The sequence below is a fragment of the Streptomyces nodosus genome, from assembly GCF_008704995.1.
Taxonomy (GTDB): Bacteria; Actinomycetota; Actinomycetes; order Streptomycetales; family Streptomycetaceae; genus Streptomyces; species Streptomyces nodosus.
Window position 1 is genome coordinate 475570 of sequence record NZ_CP023747.1, and the last position, 18691, is coordinate 494260.

Genomic DNA, 18691 nt, shown 5'->3' on the forward strand with positions numbered 1-18691 from the left:
TGCGGGGCGGCGGCCTCACGCTGCTGTGGCGAGCCGTGCTCATGGCCGCCCTGGTGTGCGCGATCGGTCTGCTGCCCTGGCTCTCGCGCACCGACCCCGCCCTGACCGTGCTCAAGGCCCGCTCGGTCGAGCGGGACCCGACCCCCGAGACACTGCGCGCCATCCGGGAGGGCCTCGGCCTGGACGACGGCCCGTCGGCGCTGCTCGGACACTGGCTGGGCGGGCTGCTGCACGCGGACGCCGGACGGTCCTGGGTGTCGGACACCGAGGTGCTTCCGGCCGTGCTCCAGGCTCTGGGAGCGTCCCTGCTGCTGATGGCCGGCGCCCTCGTCGTCGCCGCCGTCACGGTGGGCGTGGTGTGTGCGCGCACCCTCCGGCCGGGCTCACGGGGACAGCTCGGCGGGCGCCGGCCCGGCGGCACCGGATCCGCGATGCTGGCCGCACTGCCCGAGTTCCTCGTCGCCTCCGTGCTGGCCTCCGTCATCGGCGTACAGCTGGGCTGGCTGCCCGCGCTCGGCTGGTACGGCCCCCGGTGGATGCTGCTGCCCTCGCTGGCCCTCGGTCTGCCCGTGGGCGCGGTCCTCGGACGGATGCTGGACGACCTGCTGCCCGCCGCGTTCACCGAACCGTGGGCCCTGGCCGCCGCCGCCCGCGGGGTGCCGCCGACATCGTTGGTCCGCAAGGCACTGCGCCGCTGTGCGCCCGCGCTGCTGCCCAACCTGGGGCTGTTCATGGTCGGTTTGACCGGGGGATCGGTCGCCGTGGAGCAGATCTTCGACATCCCGGGACTCGGGCGGCTCACCCTGCGTGCCGCCCTCGCGCAGGATCTGCCCGTACTGCAGACCGGCACGCTGATGCTCATGATCCTCGCGACCGCGGCCACTCTGCTGGCACGCACGGGGATGCGAGGGCTGATCGGGCCCGCGCTGCGCGACGGCGCCCTGCACTCCCTGCACCGGCCCACCCAGCCCGCGCCACGTTTCACTCCCCTCGTCTACGGGCTGCTGCTCGCCGCCGTGATCGCTCTCGGCCTGCCCCGCGACCCGCTCGCCCTGGACACCACCGCCCGCCTCCAGGCCCCGTCCGCCGCACATCCGTTCGGCACCGACGCCCTCGGCCGGGATGTGCTGGCCCGTATCGCGCACGGCGCGCCGAACACGCTCGGCATCGCCCTCGCCGTGAGTGCGGTCGCCCTGGTGGGCGGCGTACTCTTCGGCCTGCTGCCCCGGTTGTCCGGGCCGCTGGTCGACACGGTCAACTCCGTACCGCCCGTACTGGCCGCTCTGCTCGTCACCGGGGTCGCGGGCGGCGGACCGTGGACACCGGCGCTGGCCGTGGCCGTCGTCGCCTGGTCGCCGCTGGCCGCGCACACCTCCGCCCTTCTGCAACAGGAGCGCGCGACCGTTCACCTGACCGCGACGCGTGCGTTCGGCGCGGGACCGGGATACCTGTTCTGGCACGAACTGCTCCCCGCCGTCCTGCCGCCCGTCGTCCGTCACGCCCTGCTCCGACTGCCCGGAATCGCCCTGAGCCTCGCCGCGCTCGGCTTCCTGGGCCTGGGCTCCCAGCCGCCCTCCCCCGAGTGGGGCCTGTTGCTCGCCGAGAACCAGCCCTATGTCGAGCGCGCCCCCTGGACGGTCCTGGCGCCCGCCACCGTGCTCGCCCTGCTGGGCGCGCTGGCTGTCACGGCGGCGGGCGGGGCACGGCTGCCCCGGCCCCGACCGTGGCCGAAACGGCGGCCCGTGCGGCGCGGCGGGCCCGGACCCGCCGCGCCGCAGCCCGAGCCGACCCGGCACACCGCCCTGACCTCCTCTCCCACCGGCACCCCCCGACGGATCTGACCTGTTGATGGCCGACGTGTTCTCCCGCCTCCTGACCAAGCGCCCCGGCACCGGCCGCCGCAGACCGCCGCACAAACCCATCTGGAAGCACCTCTCGCCACTGCTGCGGCTGCTGATCCTGACCCAACTCGCCTTCAACATCGGCTTCTTCGCCGTGCTGCCGTTTCTCGCCGACCATCTGGGCACGGCGATCGGCATGGCGGGCTGGACGGTCGGCCTGGTGCTGGGCCTCAGAACCTTCAGCCAGCAGGGCCTGTTCGTGGTCGGAGGCCGGCTCATCGACCGGTACGGCGTGCGGCCGGCCGTCCTGGGCGGCTGTGTGCTGCGGATCGCCGGGTTCCTCTGGCTGGGGCTCGCGAAGGAGACCTGGGCGGTGATCGGCGCGGTGCTGCTGATCGGTTTCGCCGCCGCACTGTTCTCCCCGGCCGTGGAGTCGGAAGTGGCACGGCAGGCGGTGGTGTGGGAAGAAGAGGGCAATGGCTCACGGACCCGCGTCCTGGCCCTGTTCTCCGCCGCGGGCCAGGCCGGTGCCTTCGTGGGTCCCTTGCTCGGCGGCCTGCTGCTCGCCGTGGACTTCCGCACCGCGTGCCTCGCCGGTGCCGGGGTCTTCGTGCTCGTCCTCGCCGGTCACGCGTGGCTGATGCCGCGGCACATCCCCGGCCGAACGCGGTCGCGGGAAGGGAGCGGAGTGCGCGAACTGCTGCGCCACCGCCGCTTCCTGGCGCTGTGCTGCGCCTACGGAAGCTATCTGCTCGCCTACAACCAGCTCTATCTCGCCCTGCCGGACGAGGTCGAACGAGCGACGGGTTCGCAGGCTCCGCTGGCCTGGCTGTTCGCCCTGTCGTCCCTGCTGGTCGTGTTCGCGCAGCTCCCGGTCGCCAGATGGGCGAGCGACCGGCTCGACCTGCGCCGCTCCATGGCCGCCGGGCTGCTGCTGGTCGCTGCCGGGTTCGCGGTCGTGGCGGCCGCGCGACCGGCGGGCTGGACGGGTCTCGCGGGTCTGCTGCCCGCCGCCGGGTACGTCGTCCTGCTCACGCTCGGCCAGATGCTGATCGTGCCCGCCGCCCGGGCGTGGGTGCCCGACCTGGCGAAGGAGGGGCGCATCGGGCTCTACACGGGGGCGCTGTCCTCCGTCTCCGGCCTGATCGTGCTCCTCGGCAGCTCGGCCACCGGGTCCCTGCTCGGCATGGGGCTCCCGCCCGCCGTCCCGTGGCTGATCCTCGCCACCGTGCCGGCCCTGACCGTGGCTCTGCTGCCGCGCGGGCCGGGGTCCGCGCCTGTCCGATGACAGCGGACGAGGCCTGTTCACCCCCGACCCGGTCGAGCCGAGTCGGTCGAGCCGAGCGCTATGGCAGCGTCGCCGTGCTGGAGGCCGGAGCCAGGTCGTCCCCGTCGTCCGTCAGGGTGGACACCGCGGCGAAGACATAGAGACACCCCGCCGTCACCACCGCCAGACCGGCCAGAAGCGGGGTCCAGGACCTGAGCCTGGCAGCGGCCGTCCGGCCACGGAACTGTCTCTCCATGAGGGTGAAACCGCGGATGGTGGCCACCCCGACGCCCGTGAGGGTCAGCGCCATCCCGACACCGAACGTGATCACGATGGCCAGGGCGCCGAGTGCACGGCCCGTCAGCAGACCACTCACAAAGATCAGGAATGCCGACGGCGACGGCAGCAGCCCGCCCGAGAGCGCCAGCGCCACCAGGCCCTGGCGGGACCATGGATTCGTCAGCTGCTCCACGTGGTGGTGGGCGTGGGCGGTGCCATCCTGCGCCGTCGTCTCGTGGTCGTGGTGTGCGGGGGAATCCCCATGCCCATGCCCATGCTCGTGGTCGTGGTCGTGGTGTGCGTGGGAGTGCCCATGCCCGTGCTCGTGGTCGTGGTGTCCGTGGGAGTGCCCATGCTCATGGCCATGCCCGTGGGAATGCCCATGGGAGTGGCCGTGACCGTGCGCATGGTCGTGGCTGTGTCCGTGGGCATGTCCACGGCCGCGGAGATGCCGGTAGATCAGGCCCACCCCCACGATCGCCACGATCGCGCCCGCCGCGGCCTGCATCCATGCGGTGGCGGTCTTGGTGCTGATCGCCGTGCTGCTGACGCCCACCCACAGCAGCGCGAGCACCAGCACCGAGAAGGTGTGCATGGTGGCGACGATCACGCCGAGGCGCGCCGCGTCCTTGTATCGCCCCCGTGTTCCCACCAGGTATGCGGCGGTGATGCTCTTGCCGTGGCCGGGGGCGACGGCATGAGCGGCGCCGACGCCGAGCGCGACGACCAAGGCGACCCAGAAGAGCGCGTGTCCGTCGAAAAGGGCTATCAGGTGGTTGTCGAGACTCCCGACGCCTGTCATGCGTTACTCCTGGTGCCTGTGCCGGTGTCGGCGGTCGTCACGGCTTCGCCGCCCGGGCCGTTCGGGGTTGCCGGGGACACGGCGGGGAAGCCGTGTCCCGTGATGGTGGTGTCGCCGGAGGGGGCAGCCGTCCGGCGCCGTGAGCGCCAAAAGACCCACCCGCCGATGGCCAGGGCGGCGGCGAGAGTGCCGACGGAGAAGACCGCGACCGTCCTGCGAACGCCTCCGCCGGAGGCCGTGAACCGTATGTGTGTGGTGGGCTCGGCAGAGGTGAACAGCGCCTGCTGCGGCTCGGCCGGGCCCTGTGAGGTGAGCATGGTCCGATACGCCGGGTGGAGGTCCGTGAGGGCGCTGATCGTGACGTCCACCTCGACCCCGGGGGCCGGGCAGTCGAAGGCGAGCTGAGCCCCTTGGGCAAGGAAGTCCTTCATCTCCCCGACCACGGTCCCCCGGCAGGGCCGGCCTGCCTGAGCGACCGCGATGTGCTCGAGCAGATAGGCCCGGACAGCCGGGGACCGTTGCAGTCTCTGCTCGAACGACAGCCCCGGGGAACTCCCGCTGCCACCCTGACCCTTGAAGATCCCGAGTGACTGGCCGAGCGTCACCCAGTCCAGCTTGTCGGTGTTCCAGGCGAGCAGAAGACGAGAACCCTGGACGCTGACTTCGGCCGTGGACGGCGGACCGAACGGGTGCGCGGCCGCGGAAGGCACGGGCCCCGCGAAGGCGATGAAGACCGCCAGCGCCGCCCCTGCCAGCAAGGTGCCCGGCGTCGGCCGGACCTGAGCCCTCGAACGGGCAAGGATGTGCAGGGACACGGTGCGGTTCTTTCGTGGGTCCGTGAGTGCCGGCGCTCGATGACACGGCGTCGAAACGGCACTTTGTACAACGGGTCGGACGTACGCCCGACGATCACGTGGAGACCAGATGAACTTGCGGCCCCTGAACCGCACACCGGCGAGTCCCCGGTCGTGTACACACCACGCCCCCGTGCACCCCGTCGCGTCCGAGGCGCGAACGATGAGATTGCTCTCGCAGGCCGGATAAGTACATCCGTTCTTTAGCGGTGTACATTTGTTCTTATGAACGAGGTGGAACTTGGGGAGACCTCCGGCGCGAGGCGGGTTCGTCGACATGATCCGGAGCGCAGGACGCGCATTCTGGACGCCGCTCTCGATGTCCTCGTGGCGGAGGGGGCGGCCGGCATCACACACCGGAAGGTCGCCGCACGCGCGGATGTGCCCTTGGGGTCGGTCACCTACCACTTCTCGAGCCTGGCCGAGCTTCAGGCGCAGGCATTCGACTGGTACGTCGAGCAGCGAACTGCGGAGTTCGAGAGCCTCTTCACGGAGGTGGAAGCGCGCGAGGACCTGATCGAGGTCCTGGTGGAACTCGTACAGGGAGGTCCGTCCCGGCGCCGCAGTGCGGTCCTGGGCTTCGAACTGCACCTGGCGGCTCTGCGTGATCCCGCTCTGCGCGCGCTCACACAGAAGTGGACCAGGGACAGCCGGGCCGTTCTGTCCCGCTTCACCGGGCCGGAGATCGCGGGCCGTCTGGACGCCCTGCTCGAAGGGCTGATCATGCATGCGCTCCTCGCGACGGAGCCGGAGCCGCGGGAGGCCACACATGCCGCGATCGCGCAGGCCCTCCCTCCGCTCACCGGTCGGGACACCTGAACGCGGTTGCCGCGCTTGCTCCGTGCCCGCGAGGCTCTCACGGGGAGTTCCCGTGGGTCCCCACAACGACGCCGTTCCAGCAGCACACCAAGGAGACCTCATGCCGAGCAGCCCGCCCGTGATCGCGGTGAGTGACGACGAACTCAATGAGCTCCGCGCTCGGTTGAGGGCCACTCGATGGGCCGAGCCCTGGCCGGTCAGCGGCTGGGAGGCCGGGACCGACCCGGGGGAACTCCGCCGTCTCGCCGCGTACTGGGCCGACGGCTACGACTGGCGAGCCCACGAGGCCGCCATCAACGCCCTTCCCTCCCGCTTCTCCGACCTCGGCGGAACACCCGTGCACTACCTCCGGTTCGACGGCGAACACCCGGACGCGCTACCGATCGTCCTCACCCACGGCTGGCCCAGCTCCTTCCTCGAGCTCACCGCCCTCGCCGACCGGTTGGCCACCCCTTCCCGGTACGGAGGAGCAGCCGAGGACGCCTTCACCGTGATCGTCCCCTCGCTGCCCGGATTCGCGTTCTCGCCCCAGCGGCCCGCGCTCACCGACGCCGAGCAGACCCATGACCTCTGGCACCGGCTGATGCACGACGAACTCGGCTTCGAGCGGTACGCGGCGCACGGCGGGGACCTGGGCGCCGGTGTCACCTCCCGGCTCGCCGAGGCCCACCCCGAGGCGCTCGTCGGCATCCATCTGACGGCCGTGGCCGCCCCGGCCGCCTATGACGCGGCCGGCCTCACCCCGCAAGAGCAGGACCACCTCGACTCCGTGGCAGCCTGGCTGGCGCAGGAGGGCGGCTACCAGCACCAGCAGAGCACCCGCCCCCTCACCTTGAGCCAGGGCCTGGCCGACTCACCTACCGGCCTGCTCGCCTGGCTCGTCGAGAAGTACCGCGCGTGGAGCGACTGCGGAGGCGACCTGTCCGCCCGCTTCAGCGACGACTTCCTGCTGACCCAGGCCTCCCTCTACTGGTTCACCGGCACGATCTCCACGTCGTTCCGCCCCTACTACGAGTACGCGCGCGGCCTGACCCGGCGAGTGGAACGGGTGGACGTGCCTACCGCCGTCGCCCTGTTCCCCGCCGACCTGAGCCGGCCGCCGCGGAGCTGGGCCGAGCGCACATACAACGTCACGCGCTACACGGGAATGCCCCGGGGCGGACACTTCGCCGCCCACGAAGAACCCGGCCTGCTGGCCCACGACATCACCGAGTTCTTCCGCGACCACCGCCCACCCCTGTCGCCGGTCCCGCGGCCCGGCGCCTGACCCCCTCGCCGCTTCGCCGCCCCGTGCCGGCGCGCAGGCGTCCTTCTCCACCGTCAGGTCGCCACGGCCGCCGGGAGGCTGAGCCTTCCGTCGTGAACCTCGGCGATCCGGTCGACGGCGGTGAGGTGGGTGCGGTCGTGGGTGACGAGGACGGTGGCGGCGCACTGCTGGTGGGTGAGGCGGGTGATCAGGTCGATGACGGCGGCGCCGCGTTCATGGTCGAGGGCGCTGGTGGGTTCGTCCACCAGCAGGACGGTGGGGCCGTTCATGAGGGCGCGGGCGATGTTGACGCGCTGGCGCTGGCCGCCGGAGAGCTGGTGGGGCCGGCGGTCGGCCTGGTCTGCCAGTCCGACCGATTCAAGGAGTTCCAGGGCCCGGTTGCGGGCGGTGCGAGGCTTTCGGCCGTCGAGCTGTGCCATGACCTGCAGTTGTTCGGCCGCGGTGAGCGAGGCGATGAGATTGGGCTGCTGGAAGACGATGCCGATCTTGTGACGGCGCAGGTCGGTGAGCTCGCCTCGGCTCAGACCGGTGGTGGAAGTGCCGTCGAGGGTGACGGTGCCGGCGTCGGGAGTGATCAGGGTGGCGGCGACGGCCAGGAGGCTGGACTTGCCGGAGCCGGAGGGGCCGACCACGGCGGTCAGGCTGCCCTTGGGGACCTTCAGGCTGACCCTGTCGAGAGCGGTCAGGCGGGTGTCGCCGTCGGGGTAGGTGAGGGTGATGTCGGTCAGGTCCAGGCTCATCGGGCGCTCCCCAGGGCGGTCAGCGGGTCGACGGAGGTGATGCGGCGGATGGAGAGGGCGGCTCCGAGAGCACCGAGGGTGATCGTCACGGCGGCCGGGAGCAGGACGGTGGCGGGGGTGAGGAGGAACGGAACGGCTGAGCCGGCCACCAGTGCTCCGACGGCTGCGGCGATGCCGGTGCCGACCAGGGTGCCGCCGGCGAGCAGCACGACGGCCTGGCCGAGGGCGTCCTTGAGGAGGTTGGCGGTGGAGGCGCCGAGTGCCTTGAGGACGGCGACATCACTGCTGCGCTGGATGGTCCACACCGTGAAGAAGGCCCCGATGACGAGTGCGGAGATGGCGAACAGGAAGCCGCGCATCAGTTGCAGCGAGCCGTTCTCGGAGGTGTAGGAGCCGATCGCGGACAGCGAGTCGTCGATGGAGAGGGTCCTGGTGCCGGCCTGCTGGTCGGCCGCCGCCGCATCGGCCTCGGAGGTGATGTTCAGGGCGATGACCGTGGCGGTCGGGCCCTCTTTGCCATCGGTGGGCGGCGCCGTCTTCTGCCAGGTGTGCAGGCTGGTCCAGACGACCGGGGTGTGGCTGAACCAGGCGTCGCCCCGCACGGCGGCCACCTTCACTCGCTGCCCGGCCAGGGTGAGCATGTCGCCGGCTTTGACGCCGAGGCCGGCGGCGGCCCCGGTGGACAGCACCACCGACGCGTTGTCGATCGTGCCGCTTGCCGGGGCGAGGCGGGAGCCTGGCCGGACGCCGAAGGCGGAGACGGCGGTGCCCTTGTCTCCGGCGGTGGCCTTGACGGTGCTGATCCCCAGCGGTTCGGCGCCTTCGACACCGGGGGTCCTGGACCACTGCTGCCACTGCTGCTCGGTGACGGTGGAATCGGTGTACGACAGGTCCTGACCGCCGCTGGGAGCCTGGAAGGCGATCTTGTCGGCGGGCAGTCCCGTGATCGCGGAGACGTTCTGCCGAGCCAGTCCGGCCGTCAGTCCGGACAGCAGACCGACCAGCAGGGTGATCAGTACGATGACGGTTCCCATCAGGGTGAAGCGCCCCTTGGCGAACTTCAGATCTCTCCAGGCGACAAACACGGCCTTGCCCGTCCTTTCCAGCGGTGGAGGCGGTATGGCTCCACCGTCGCGGCCGGCCCCCTGCGTGCGCGTCCGGCTCAGGACGGCACTTCGCGGGCCGAAAGACGGCGCACGGGTTCTAACTTTCGATGGAGGCGCCGAGGATCCTGCCTCCGTAGCCTGGGAGGCACTGTGAACACCGCTGCCCCCGTTCTGACCCCCACCACCCGGGCCCTTGCCTGGTGCCTGCACCTGCTGGTCATCGGTCTGCTCGCCCTGGCTGCCGGCCGTGCCCTGACCGCCGGCCGGCCCGATGCCGGGGTGATCGTCGCGGTGGCGACGGCGTGCGGACTGGTGTACGCAGCCGGACCGCTCCTCCCCCGCATCCGCTCCTCCCGGCCTGCCGCCGCCTGGTGGCTGGCCGCCGTGGGGGCCGTGTGGCTGGTACTGCTGGCCCTGTCCCCCGACGCCGTCTGGGTGGCCTTCCCGCTGTACTTCCTCCAGCTCCACCTGCTGCCCCGCCGCGTCGGCCTGGCCGCCGTGGCCGCCACCGCAGCGGCGGCCATCGCCGGTTTCGCCGCCCACCAGCACTCCTTCAGCCCCGCCATGGCCATCGGCCCCGCGCTCGGGGCCGCCGTGGCGGTCGCGGTGGTGTGGGGCTACCAGGCCCTGTACCGGGAAAGCGAACACCGCCGCAGACTGATCGAGGAACTCACCGCCGCCCGTGCCGACCTGGCCGCCGCCCAGCACACCGCCGGGGTGCTGGCCGAACGCGAACGCCTGGCCCGCGAGATCCACGACACCCTCGCCCAGGGGCTGTCCAGCATCCAGCTGCTGCTGCGCGCCGCCGAACGATCTCTGCCCCACGCCCCGGAGAACGCGGCCCGCTATGTCGACCAGGCACGGCAGGCCGCCGTCGACGACCTCGCCGAGGCCCGCCGCTTCGTCGCCGCCCTCACTCCACCCGCCCTGGAAGGCACCACCCTGGCCGACGCCCTGGAACGCCTGTGCGCCACCACGTCCGCCCGGCACCGGCTCACCGCACGCTTCCACCTCACCGGCGACCCCGCACCGCTTGCGACCACGCACGAGGTCGCGCTGCTGCGCATCGCCCAGTCCGCCCTGGCGAACACCGTCCGCCATGCCGAGGCCACCACCGCCGAGGTCACACTCGGCTACCTCGGCGACCAGGTCACCCTCGACGTCGTCGACGACGGACGCGGCTTCGACCCTGACCGCCTGCCCGCCCCCGGCCCCGAGACCGGCGGGTTCGGGCTGCCCGCCATGCGTGCCCGCATGCGTGCCCTCGGCGGCACCCTCTTCGTCACATCCGCCCCCGGCCAGGGCGCCGCCCTGGCAGCCCGGATTCCCCTCATCCCGCCCGCCGAGACCGAGCCCGAGGCCCGCCCGTGACCGACGCCCCCATCCGTCTGCTCCTGGCCGACGACCACCCCGTCGTACGGGCCGGACTGCGCGCCGTACTGGAAACCGAGCCCGGCCTCGTCGTCGTGGCCGAAGCCGCCACCGCCGAGGACGCCGTCACCCGCGCCGCCGAAGGCGACATCGACGTCGTCCTCATGGACCTCCAGTTCGGCAAGGGCATGGGCGGCGCCGAAGCCACCGCCCGGATCACCGCCCGATCGCACGCCCCCCGCGTACTGATCGTCACCACCTACGACACCGACGCCGACACCCTCCCGGCCATCGAGGCCGGCGCCACCGGCTACCTCCTCAAGGACGCCCCGCCCGAAGACCTGGCCACCGCGGTACGCACCGCTGCGGCAGGCCGCACCACACTGGCACCCACCGTCGCGGACCGACTGATGAACCGGCTGCGCACCCCTGGCACCTCCCTGACCCGGCGCGAGACCGAGGTGCTCGCCCTGGTCGCCGAGGGCCTGTCCAACCAGGCCGTCGGCAACCGCCTCCATCTGACCGAAGGAACGGTCAAGTCCCATCTGGCCCGCATCTACGTCAAACTCGACGTCGACTCCCGCACCGCCGCCGTCGCCACCGCCACCGAACTCGGCCTCATCCGCCGCTGACCGGACACTCGTGTGATCGCTGTTCCTCCGGGCTGGGCAGCATGTGCCGCCTGTCGCTGTCGTCTGCCGCGGCGTCGTAGGAAAACGATTGACGCTGCGGTGCCGTTGGTGGACCATTCCGGACCGTGACGACGAACGCCGATCATGACCAGCCCGCCTGCGGACCGGGTTCTCCGGCTGGCCGCCCGCTCGCGCTGATCACCGGGGTGGGCCGCACCGTCGGCATCGGTGCCGGCATCGCTGGTCGGCTGGCCGCAGCGGGCTGGGACATCGCCTTCACCTACTGGACCCCCTACGACGACCGTATGAGCTGGGGCAGTGAGCCCGGCGCGACCGAAGCGATCGGCCGAGCTCTGGCCGAGCACGGTGCGTCCACCATCGCGATCGAGGCGGATCTCGCCGACCCGGACACCCCGGCACGCGTCTTCGACGAGGTCGGACAGCGGATGGGCAGGGTCACCGCGCTGGTGATGAGCCACTGCGAGTCCGTCGACTCCGGGCTGCTCGACACCACCGTCGAGAGTTTCGACCGGCACTTCGCCGTCAACGCGCGCGCCACCTGGCTGCTCATCCGCGAGTTCGGACGCCGCTTCGCCGCAGAACGGGGAACCGGTCGGATCGTCAGCCTCACGAGTGATCACACCGTCGGCAACCTGCCCTACGGGGCGAGCAAGGGGGCTCTGGACCGCATCACACTGGCCGCCGCCCATGAACTCGCCCACCTCGGCGTGACCGCCAACGTGATCAATCCCGGGCCGGTCGACACCGGCTGGATGCTCGAAGAGGTCCGTGAGCACTGCGTCCGCAGCACCCCGCTCGGCCGGCTGGGCACTCCGCAGGACACCGCGCATCTGGTGGCCTTCCTGTGTTCCAAGGAAGGCGGGTGGATCAACGGTCAGCTGCTGATGAGCAACGGTGGCCTCGCATAGGCACCCGGAAGTCCGGCACTCGAACACCGCACGCCCGATCCTCAACTCCCGTACATGACAAACCCATTGACGCCCCCGCTCCGCTTCACTAGTTTCTGAGAGCGCTCTCACACCTTGCGTCGACGCGGAGGCCCCATGACTCCAGTACGAAGGTCCCGAAGGGCGAGGCTTCTCGCCGGCGGGGCGGCGGCGTTCGCCCTCGCGCTTCTCGCAGGCCTCGCCCCGCAGTCGGCGTCCGCCGCAGGCACCGCTGTCACCGCGACCGTCTGCAACAGATACTGCGACGCGCGTGATCCCGCCCTCTCCCCCGGCGACCGCGTCCCGGTCACCGCGGCCCTCTACGGGCGGTCGATCGCCCTCCACCTCGACGACAACGACGCGATGGGCTGGGCGTCCATCGACAACGGCGACCCGGGCGACGAGGTCTGGCTCGACCGCTCCTTCGACGGCGGCCGCACCTGGAGTTCCGGCAGCAAGCTCGGTGACACCACCGTCCCTTCCGGGCAACGGGGCTGGCGCACCCTCATGTACAACGTCGACGACTGGAACAATCAGGGCGTCGGTGCGCTGCGCGCCTGCGGCAAGGCCGGTGACCGCGCCGAGATCGCCTGCACGGCATGGGCCCGCGTCACATGGAACGCCGGCGACCGGCGTACCGCGGCGGCCACCGGTCTGATGGCCTTCTACAACAACTCGACCGGCTTGTTCGACACCACCGGCTGGTGGAACTCCGCGAACGCCCTGACCGCCGTCATCGACAACATCCGTGTGTCAGGGATGGGCAGTTACTCGTACGCGATCTCCCGCACATACGACCGGAATCTGAACGCACAGGGCGGGCAGTTCCGCAACGAGTACATCGACGACACCGGCTGGTGGGGGCTCGCGTGGATCGCCGCGTACGACCTGACCGGTGACAGCCGCTACCTGAACACCGCCCGCGCCGACGCCGACCATATGGCCGCCTACTGGGACGGCACCTGTGGCGGCGGAGTGTGGTGGAGTACGGCGAAGACATACAAGAACGCCATCGCCAACTCCCTCTACATCCAGCTCAGCGCCGCCCTGCACAATCGCGTCCCGGGTGACACCACCTATCTCGACCGGGCCCGCGCCGGCTGGTCCTGGTTCCAGGGCACCGGCATGATCAACGGCTCCAACCTGGTCAACGACGGCATAGACCTGTCCACCTGCCGCAACAACGGCCAGCCCGTGTGGTCGTACAACCAGGGTGTGCTGCTCGGTGCGCTCACCGAGCTGAACCGGGCGACGGGCGACGGTGCGCTGCTCACCCGCGCTCGGCAGATCGCCGACGCCGCGACCACGAACTCCTCCCTGCACACCGCCGACGGCATCCTGCGGGACCCGTGCGAGAGCGGCGACTGCGGCGGCGACGGGCCGTCCTTCAAGGGGGCCCATGTGCGCGGTCTGGGCAAGCTCAACGCGGCGCTGCCGGACCATCCGTACACCACCTATCTGCGACGCCAGGCGGACCGAGCCCACACGAGCGACCGGAACGCCCTCGACCAGTACGGACTGCGCTGGTCGGGACCGGTCGACAAGCTGGACGCGGCACGCCAGCAGAGCGCCCTCGACCTGCTCGACGCGGCGCCGTAGACCGCTCGTACCGGGTCCACTCCGAAGCCGAGGCTGAGGCCGAGCAGGGGAAGAGGAGCATGAAGGCTCTCCGAGGTCTGTACAGCGCCGTGGTCTTCGCCCTGGCCGCGGTCCTGGCTGCCGCGATCTCACTGACCTCCGTCGGGCCGGCCCGGGCGAGCCAGACGGCGCTGCGTGCGGCGGACCCGAGTGTGATCCGTGTCGGAAGCACCTATGTATCCGTGCAGTCGACCGGCGCGGGCATCGCCGTCCGGCAGGCCGCGTCGACGGACACGCTCGCGGCGGCGCCCGCCCGGCAGGTCTGGTCGGACACCCGTGGCCGCGGAGAGGTCTGGGCTCCGGAGCTGGTGAGGGACGGTGGCCGCTACTACATCTACTTCACGGCCGGGGTCGGAGCGAACCACCGGATGTTCGTCATCAGCTCCGCCTCCCCGGACAGCGGGTACACGGCCGAGACGCAACTCGCCCTGCCGGACGACAAATGGGCGATCGACGGGACCATGTTCACCTTCTCCGGGCAGCGCTGGTTCGTCTGGTCGGGATGGGAGGGCGACACCGATGTCGAGCAGAACCTCTACATCGCCCGGATGAGCAGCCCGACCACGCCGACCGGGGCGCGGTACATCATCTCGCAGCCGCGGGAGAGCTGGGAGCGGGTGGTCGGCAACCCGTTCATCAACGAGGGCCCGGAAGCCATCAAGGATCCCGACGGCCGGTTGCACATCGTGTACTCCGCCAACGGCAGTTGGAGCGACCGGTACTGTCTGGCCGACCTGAGGCTGCGGTCCGGCGGTGACCCCACCTACGTATGGGACTGGTACAAGTCGAACGGCTGCCTGTTCGGCTCCGACGCCGCGACGATGATGCCCGGCTGGGACCCCACCCTGTACGTCAACGGCCCAGGACACCACAGTTTCGTCCTGCTCGACGGCGACATCGCCACCAGCCCGCCCGCAGGCCCGACGTTCCCCCTGATGTTTCACGCGGTCCCGAAGGGAACGCCGTACACGTGGGACAACCGCTACTGGTACACGGGCACCTTCTGCTGGTGGGGCGGCGTCACCTACAGCCGGGCCAACGTCCCCGGGCCGAACACCGACACCGGATGGGGCCTGAAGTTCTTCGAGTAGAAAACCCCTGCCGGAACGGCTTCGGGCGTCGCCTGCAGATCAGCGCGCCGCCCACCGCAGCCATGGTCGCCCGGCGGGTGACCGCTCAGAGGTGGCGGCCGATGAGCCAGTGGTGGCCGAACGGGTCGACCACACGGCCCTGGCGCATCCCGTACGGCTGGTCGGCGACCGGGAACATCTCGCGCGCGCCGGCGGCGACCGCCTGCGCGGCGACCGTGTCGGGATCATCGACGTCGAGGGAGATCCGTACCGTCGTCGCTCCCAGCGTCTGCGGGCTCGGGGTGCCGAGCTCCGGCGCCTCGGTCGCCACGCCGAGGCGATTGCCTGCGATGGAGAGGACTGCCACCTGCGGCCCGTCAGGAGCACGCACGCGCTCGCCCTCCTCGATGGCGCCGAACGCCTGCGCGTAGAACTCGACGGCGGCGTCGACATCGTCGACCGCCAGGAACGGATAGATATCGCTCATGCGCACGATCCCAAGGTGGTGGAGCCCGGCTCGGTGTCCATGAACAAACTACTCCGCGATCAGTCTGTTCACGGGCACCGAGCCCCGTGCCCGAAGCTGCCGTCGCCCGGCGCGGGGGCCCGGCGACGGCGGCTTCGGGCGAGGCCGTCGGGGGGCTACGCGCGGGTCTTCAGCAGGGTCGCGCGGAGGGCCTTCTTGTCGGTCTTGCCCACGGTCGTCCGGGGGAGGGAGTCGGTGATCGAGTAGGAGGCGGGCGCATAGAGGTCTCCGAGGGCGTCGACGATCTCGCGCGTCAGCTCGGAGAGGTCCGGGGCGTCGGCAGGGTCATCGGGCACCAGGACGACATGCACGGCCTCCTTGTCGTCGTCGCCGGGCAGACCGATGGCCGCGGCCTCCTTGACGGCGGGCTGTGCGGTGAGGAAGTCGTCGAGCAGCCGGGAATAGACGTTGTCGGCGGTACTGCCCGTCACGATGATGTCCCGCGCCCGGTCGACCAGGTACAGATAGCCGTCCTCGTCCTGGCGCCCGAGGTCTCCACTGCGGAACCAGCCCTCCGCGTCGAGCACCTCCGCGGTACGTTCCGGGTCGTTCCAGTAGCCCTCCATGACCGTACGGCTGCGCACATACAGCTCGCCGACCTCTCCTCGGGCCACCGGCTTGCCCTCGTCGTTCCGCAGCTCCACCTCGACTCCGGGCCCTGGACGCCCGCAGCTGGTCAGGGACTCGGGCCGTCGGAGATCGTGCTCCTGCGGGGTCAGCTCGCTGACAAGCCCGTTCTCGGACGCTCCATAGATCTGGTGCAGTACCGGACCGAAGCGTTCGATCGCCTGCCTCAGACGTGCGGGGGAAGCGGCCGCCCCGGTGTAGTGGAGGGTCGACAGCGCCGGGAATCGCCCGGCGCGGCAGTCCGGGTGGTCGAGCAGCTCGTACAGCATGGGTGTCACCACCATCATCCTGGTGACACGCTCGCTCTCCATCGCGGCCAGGGCCGCGCCGGCGTCGAACGTCCTCAGCAGCACGACGGTATGGCCGCTCAGTACGCCCACCAGGAAGGCGCCATGGCCGCTGGTGTGTGTCACCAGCGTGCATATCAGCAACGCGTCGTCGGCCGAGGCATCGGCGGCGTACGCGGTCGCGGCCTGTGCGTAGAGGCCGTAGTAGCCGTTGCGGTGGACGACCAGCTTGGGCAGTCCGGTGGTACCGCCCGTGTAGAGAAGCGTCGCGATATGGCGGCCGTCGGCGGCCTCACCGAGCGAGCAGCCGGCGATGCTGGACGCTGCCGCCAGGAAGTCGGACGCACTCGAGCATGCGCCGATGCTGAGAACATGCGGAATGTCGATCCGGCCGGTGATCCGCCGGGTCCGCTCCTCGAAGACCGGGTCGAACAGGAGCATCTTGACGTCAGCGCGCTGGATCAAGGCTTCCAGTTCGCCGTTGCCGGGCTCCGGCGGGACGAAGACCAGTCGACAGCCCGAGAAATGAATGGCCAGCTGGAACAGCAGCGCTTCCGGGGTGTTCTCCACGAACAGCGCTACTCCGTCTCCCTCCACCAGACCGCTGCCCCGTAAAGCCGCGGCGAAGCGCAGGGCCGTGCTGACGGCCTCGGCACCGCTGATCCGCCGCTCCCCCGCGACGATCGCGTCACGATCGCCTCTCTCCGAGAGCCGTTGCAAGACCGAGACGGTGTAGTTGTCGCTGGCAGTGACCGTGTTCATGATCCTTCTTCGTGCCTGAGTGTGCCTCCCGGGGTACGCCCCCGGGCGCTTTCCGATCACCCATCATCAACGATGCGGTGGCGGCAAAAAGTTCACCGGGGAGCGACAGAGACTCGTTTTCACCACTCGGTCACACGACCAGCATGAATGCATCATTCGAGCCTGTGACGAGGAAAGAAGGGTCGCTGACGGAAAATCATCTTGCGGAGCAGTTCGGATCCGGATCGTCCGTGGGGTTGCGTTTTGATCTTCTTGATCGCCGAAGACGGGTGTGCGAAGCTGCCGGTCGCTGGGAGGGGGCGGTGGTGGGGCGGGAGCGCACGGCGGGTGGGCGACGGCGACACGGCAGGATCGGCGCCGCACAGGCCTCGTTGAGCGTTCTGGTCGTGGGTGGAGCCGCCCTGGGAGCACTGCTGCTGCACCCCGGCACGGATCTGTTCGTCAAGGGCCGCGGGCCGCTCGGCGGCAACCCCGTCCTGGTGGTCGGCCTCGCCCTGCTGTCACTCCTCGGCGGCATCGCACTGCGCGGGAAGTACCTGGAGCAGGTCGGCGCCCGCCAGGAACTCAACCCGGTGGAACAGCGGTTGGTGGACAGCATGGGCCGATTCCTGCTGGCCGCATCGCTGATCGTCCCGCTGCTCATCCTGTTCCTGCACCGGTTCGGTTCGTCCGGCAGCCACGACGGGGACGGCGACGGGCCCTTCCGGCTTCCCCCCGCACAGCAGGGCCAGGGGTTCACCTCGCCGCCCACACCGGGTTTCGAACACAGCGGCCACAACGTGCACTTCGGGCTGACGCGCATTCTGCTCGGTCTCGGCATCGCCCTGCTCGCCGTGACCGTCGTGCTCGCCGGGCTGTACCTGTGGCGATATCTGACCCGGCCGACGGCACCCGAGGTCACGGCGACGTACGCGACGCTCGACGACGAGCAGGAACGCCTGGCCCAGGCCGTGGACTCCGGGCAACGCGCCCTGCTGGACGGAACCGACACCCGCGCAGCCGTCATCGCCTGCTACGCCGCGATGGAGGAGTCGCTCGCCGACTCCGGTGTGGCCCGGCGCGCCTCGGACAGCCCGCAGGACCTGCTGGAGCGGGCCGTCGCCGGTGGCCTGCCCGCGCGGGCGGCCGCCGCCGAACTCACCGCCCTGTTCCGCGAGGCCCGTTACTCCACGCACCCGATGGACGGCGGCCACCGTGACCGGGCAGCGGCCGCGCTCGACGAGATCGCTCACGGCCTGCGCTCGGGGGCGCATGGTCCCGAAGCCGTGGCGGATGCCACGTGAGGGCGCCCACATGGATCCGGAACTCGGTCAACTCCGTGCTGCGGGCACCCGGTTCGGTACGGCACTCGCTGGCCGTACTGGGCACCGTCGCCGTCGCGTCCGAAGTGCTGCTCGCCCTGGCCGACGGTGTCGCCGCGGCCGCCACCGGCCTCGCCCTGATCACCGCTGTCGCGCTGGCCCTGGGGCGCTATGCCGCGGGCGGTGCCGCCCAGGACAGCGGACACCGCAGGCCGGTGCGCCTGCTGGCCGGCCGGGCCCCGGCGCTCGGTGAGTGGCATCGCATCGTGGCCGGCACCCTCGGGGACGACGGCGAGGCGCACCTCCGCACCGTCATGCGGCCGCAGTTGCAGCGGCTGTTCGCCGCCCGGCTGGCCGAACGGCACGGCGTGGCGATGTACCGCGACCCGCAGCGGGCCCAGGCATTGGTCGGCGCCGAGCTATGGCCGTGGATCGATCCGGAGGCGACCGCTCCGGGGCCCACTCTCCCCGAGCCCGTCCTGCGCTCCCTGCTCGATCGCCTGGAAGCGCTGTGACCGGTGGCGCCGCGGCCGACCCCGCGGCCCGCACATTCCG

The 18691-nt window shown here is 70.9% G+C and carries 17 protein-coding genes; 11 read left to right on the plus strand and 6 right to left on the minus strand.

What is annotated here, in order from left to right:
• The first annotated feature begins 41 nt into the window (after positions 1 to 41).
• Positions 42 to 1841, plus strand: coding sequence for an ABC transporter permease subunit (locus tag CP978_RS02490; protein ID WP_052454506.1), 1800 nt, complete (start codon positions 42 to 44; stop codon positions 1839 to 1841).
• Positions 1842 to 1848: 7 nt separating this feature from the next.
• Positions 1849 to 3129 (plus strand): MDR family MFS transporter, encoded by a 1281-nt coding sequence (locus CP978_RS02495; protein WP_043437161.1) that lies wholly within the window; start codon positions 1849 to 1851, stop codon positions 3127 to 3129.
• 58 nt (positions 3130 to 3187) lie between these two features.
• On the opposite strand, the gene CP978_RS02500 is transcribed toward CP978_RS02495, so the two are convergent.
• Both CP978_RS02500 and CP978_RS02505 read right to left on the minus strand, forming a co-directional pair.
• Complete coding sequence (locus CP978_RS02500) at positions 3188 to 4189, minus strand: HoxN/HupN/NixA family nickel/cobalt transporter (RefSeq protein ID WP_052453957.1); 1002 nt, start codon at positions 4187 to 4189, stop codon at positions 3188 to 3190.
• On the minus strand, positions 4186 to 5004 hold the full coding sequence (locus CP978_RS02505) for a hypothetical protein (RefSeq protein WP_043437163.1): 819 nt from the start codon (positions 5002 to 5004) through the stop codon (positions 4186 to 4188). The genes CP978_RS02500 and CP978_RS02505 overlap by 4 nt, the downstream gene beginning before the upstream one ends.
• Positions 5005 to 5268: 264 nt before the next feature.
• On the opposite strand from CP978_RS02505, the gene CP978_RS02510 reads away from it, so the two are divergent.
• Both CP978_RS02510 and CP978_RS02515 read left to right on the plus strand, forming a co-directional pair.
• Positions 5269 to 5862: a TetR/AcrR family transcriptional regulator gene (locus CP978_RS02510; protein WP_043437165.1), complete on the plus strand. Its 594-nt coding sequence runs from the start codon at positions 5269 to 5271 to the stop codon at positions 5860 to 5862.
• A gap of 100 nt (positions 5863 to 5962) precedes the next feature.
• Positions 5963 to 7129, plus strand: coding sequence for an epoxide hydrolase family protein (locus CP978_RS02515; RefSeq protein WP_174498598.1), 1167 nt, complete (start codon positions 5963 to 5965; stop codon positions 7127 to 7129).
• A 53-nt stretch (positions 7130 to 7182) separates the two neighbouring features.
• Here the strand turns inward: CP978_RS02515 and CP978_RS02520 are convergent, their stop codons facing one another.
• Positions 7183 to 7869, minus strand: a complete 687-nt coding sequence (locus CP978_RS02520) for an ABC transporter ATP-binding protein (protein WP_043437167.1) — start codon at positions 7867 to 7869, stop codon at positions 7183 to 7185.
• Positions 7866 to 8954: an ABC transporter permease gene (locus tag CP978_RS02525; protein WP_043437168.1), complete on the minus strand. Its 1089-nt coding sequence runs from the start codon at positions 8952 to 8954 to the stop codon at positions 7866 to 7868. The genes CP978_RS02520 and CP978_RS02525 overlap by 4 nt, the downstream gene beginning before the upstream one ends.
• A 171-nt stretch (positions 8955 to 9125) precedes the next feature.
• On the opposite strand from CP978_RS02525, the gene CP978_RS02530 reads away from it, so the two are divergent.
• The 5 genes from CP978_RS02530 to CP978_RS02550 all read left to right on the plus strand — a co-directional run bounded on the left by CP978_RS02530 (position 9126) and on the right by CP978_RS02550 (position 14654).
• Positions 9126 to 10346 (plus strand): sensor histidine kinase, encoded by a 1221-nt coding sequence (locus tag CP978_RS02530; protein ID WP_043437169.1) that lies wholly within the window; start codon positions 9126 to 9128, stop codon positions 10344 to 10346.
• Positions 10343 to 10978: a response regulator gene (locus CP978_RS02535; RefSeq protein ID WP_043437171.1), complete on the plus strand. Its 636-nt coding sequence runs from the start codon at positions 10343 to 10345 to the stop codon at positions 10976 to 10978. Before CP978_RS02530 ends, CP978_RS02535 begins: the two co-directional genes overlap by 4 nt.
• A gap of 125 nt (positions 10979 to 11103) precedes the next feature.
• Entirely contained in the window at positions 11104 to 11907 is an 804-nt protein-coding gene (locus CP978_RS02540) for an SDR family oxidoreductase (protein ID WP_043437172.1), read from the plus strand.
• A 135-nt stretch (positions 11908 to 12042) separates the two neighbouring features.
• On the plus strand, positions 12043 to 13524 hold the full coding sequence (locus CP978_RS02545; protein WP_043437173.1) for a glycoside hydrolase family 76 protein: 1482 nt from the start codon (positions 12043 to 12045) through the stop codon (positions 13522 to 13524).
• Positions 13525 to 13583: 59 nt separating this feature from the next.
• A complete protein-coding gene (locus CP978_RS02550; protein ID WP_043437175.1) occupies positions 13584 to 14654 on the plus strand; it encodes a glycoside hydrolase family 43 protein in 1071 nt (356 codons plus the stop codon).
• An 85-nt stretch (positions 14655 to 14739) separates the two neighbouring features.
• Here the strand turns inward: CP978_RS02550 and CP978_RS02555 are convergent, their stop codons facing one another.
• Both CP978_RS02555 and CP978_RS02560 read right to left on the minus strand, forming a co-directional pair.
• Entirely contained in the window at positions 14740 to 15120 is a 381-nt protein-coding gene (locus CP978_RS02555; protein ID WP_043437177.1) for a VOC family protein, read from the minus strand.
• Positions 15121 to 15275: 155 nt separating this feature from the next.
• Positions 15276 to 16835 (minus strand): AMP-binding protein, encoded by a 1560-nt coding sequence (locus tag CP978_RS02560; RefSeq protein ID WP_043437179.1) that lies wholly within the window; start codon positions 16833 to 16835, stop codon positions 15276 to 15278.
• A 386-nt stretch (positions 16836 to 17221) separates the two neighbouring features.
• Between CP978_RS02560 and CP978_RS02565 the strand changes: the two genes are divergently transcribed.
• Both CP978_RS02565 and CP978_RS02570 read left to right on the plus strand, forming a co-directional pair.
• Complete coding sequence (locus CP978_RS02565; protein WP_227745298.1) at positions 17222 to 18118, plus strand: DUF4129 domain-containing protein; 897 nt, start codon at positions 17222 to 17224, stop codon at positions 18116 to 18118.
• Entirely contained in the window at positions 18115 to 18651 is a 537-nt protein-coding gene (locus CP978_RS02570) for a hypothetical protein (RefSeq protein ID WP_043437183.1), read from the plus strand. Before CP978_RS02565 ends, CP978_RS02570 begins: the two co-directional genes overlap by 4 nt.
• Positions 18652 to 18691 lie beyond the last annotated feature (40 nt).

Coding starts and splice junctions, on each gene's coding strand:
- CP978_RS02490 (WP_052454506.1), top strand. CDS start 42: ATGGCCGCCCTGGTGTGCGCGATCGGTCTGCTGCCCTGGCTCTCGCGC.
- CP978_RS02495 (WP_043437161.1), top strand. CDS start 1,849: ATGGCCGACGTGTTCTCCCGCCTCCTGACCAAGCGCCCCGGCACCGGC.
- CP978_RS02500 (WP_052453957.1), bottom strand. CDS start 4,189: ATGACAGGCGTCGGGAGTCTCGACAACCACCTGATAGCCCTTTTCGAC.
- CP978_RS02510 (WP_043437165.1), top strand. CDS start 5,269: ATGAACGAGGTGGAACTTGGGGAGACCTCCGGCGCGAGGCGGGTTCGT.
- CP978_RS02515 (WP_174498598.1), top strand. CDS start 5,963: ATGCCGAGCAGCCCGCCCGTGATCGCGGTGAGTGACGACGAACTCAAT.
- CP978_RS02520 (WP_043437167.1), bottom strand. CDS start 7,869: ATGAGCCTGGACCTGACCGACATCACCCTCACCTACCCCGACGGCGAC.
- CP978_RS02545 (WP_043437173.1), top strand. CDS start 12,043: ATGACTCCAGTACGAAGGTCCCGAAGGGCGAGGCTTCTCGCCGGCGGG.
- CP978_RS02550 (WP_043437175.1), top strand. CDS start 13,584: ATGAAGGCTCTCCGAGGTCTGTACAGCGCCGTGGTCTTCGCCCTGGCC.
- CP978_RS02555 (WP_043437177.1), bottom strand. CDS start 15,120: ATGAGCGATATCTATCCGTTCCTGGCGGTCGACGATGTCGACGCCGCC.
- CP978_RS02560 (WP_043437179.1), bottom strand. CDS start 16,835: ATGAACACGGTCACTGCCAGCGACAACTACACCGTCTCGGTCTTGCAA.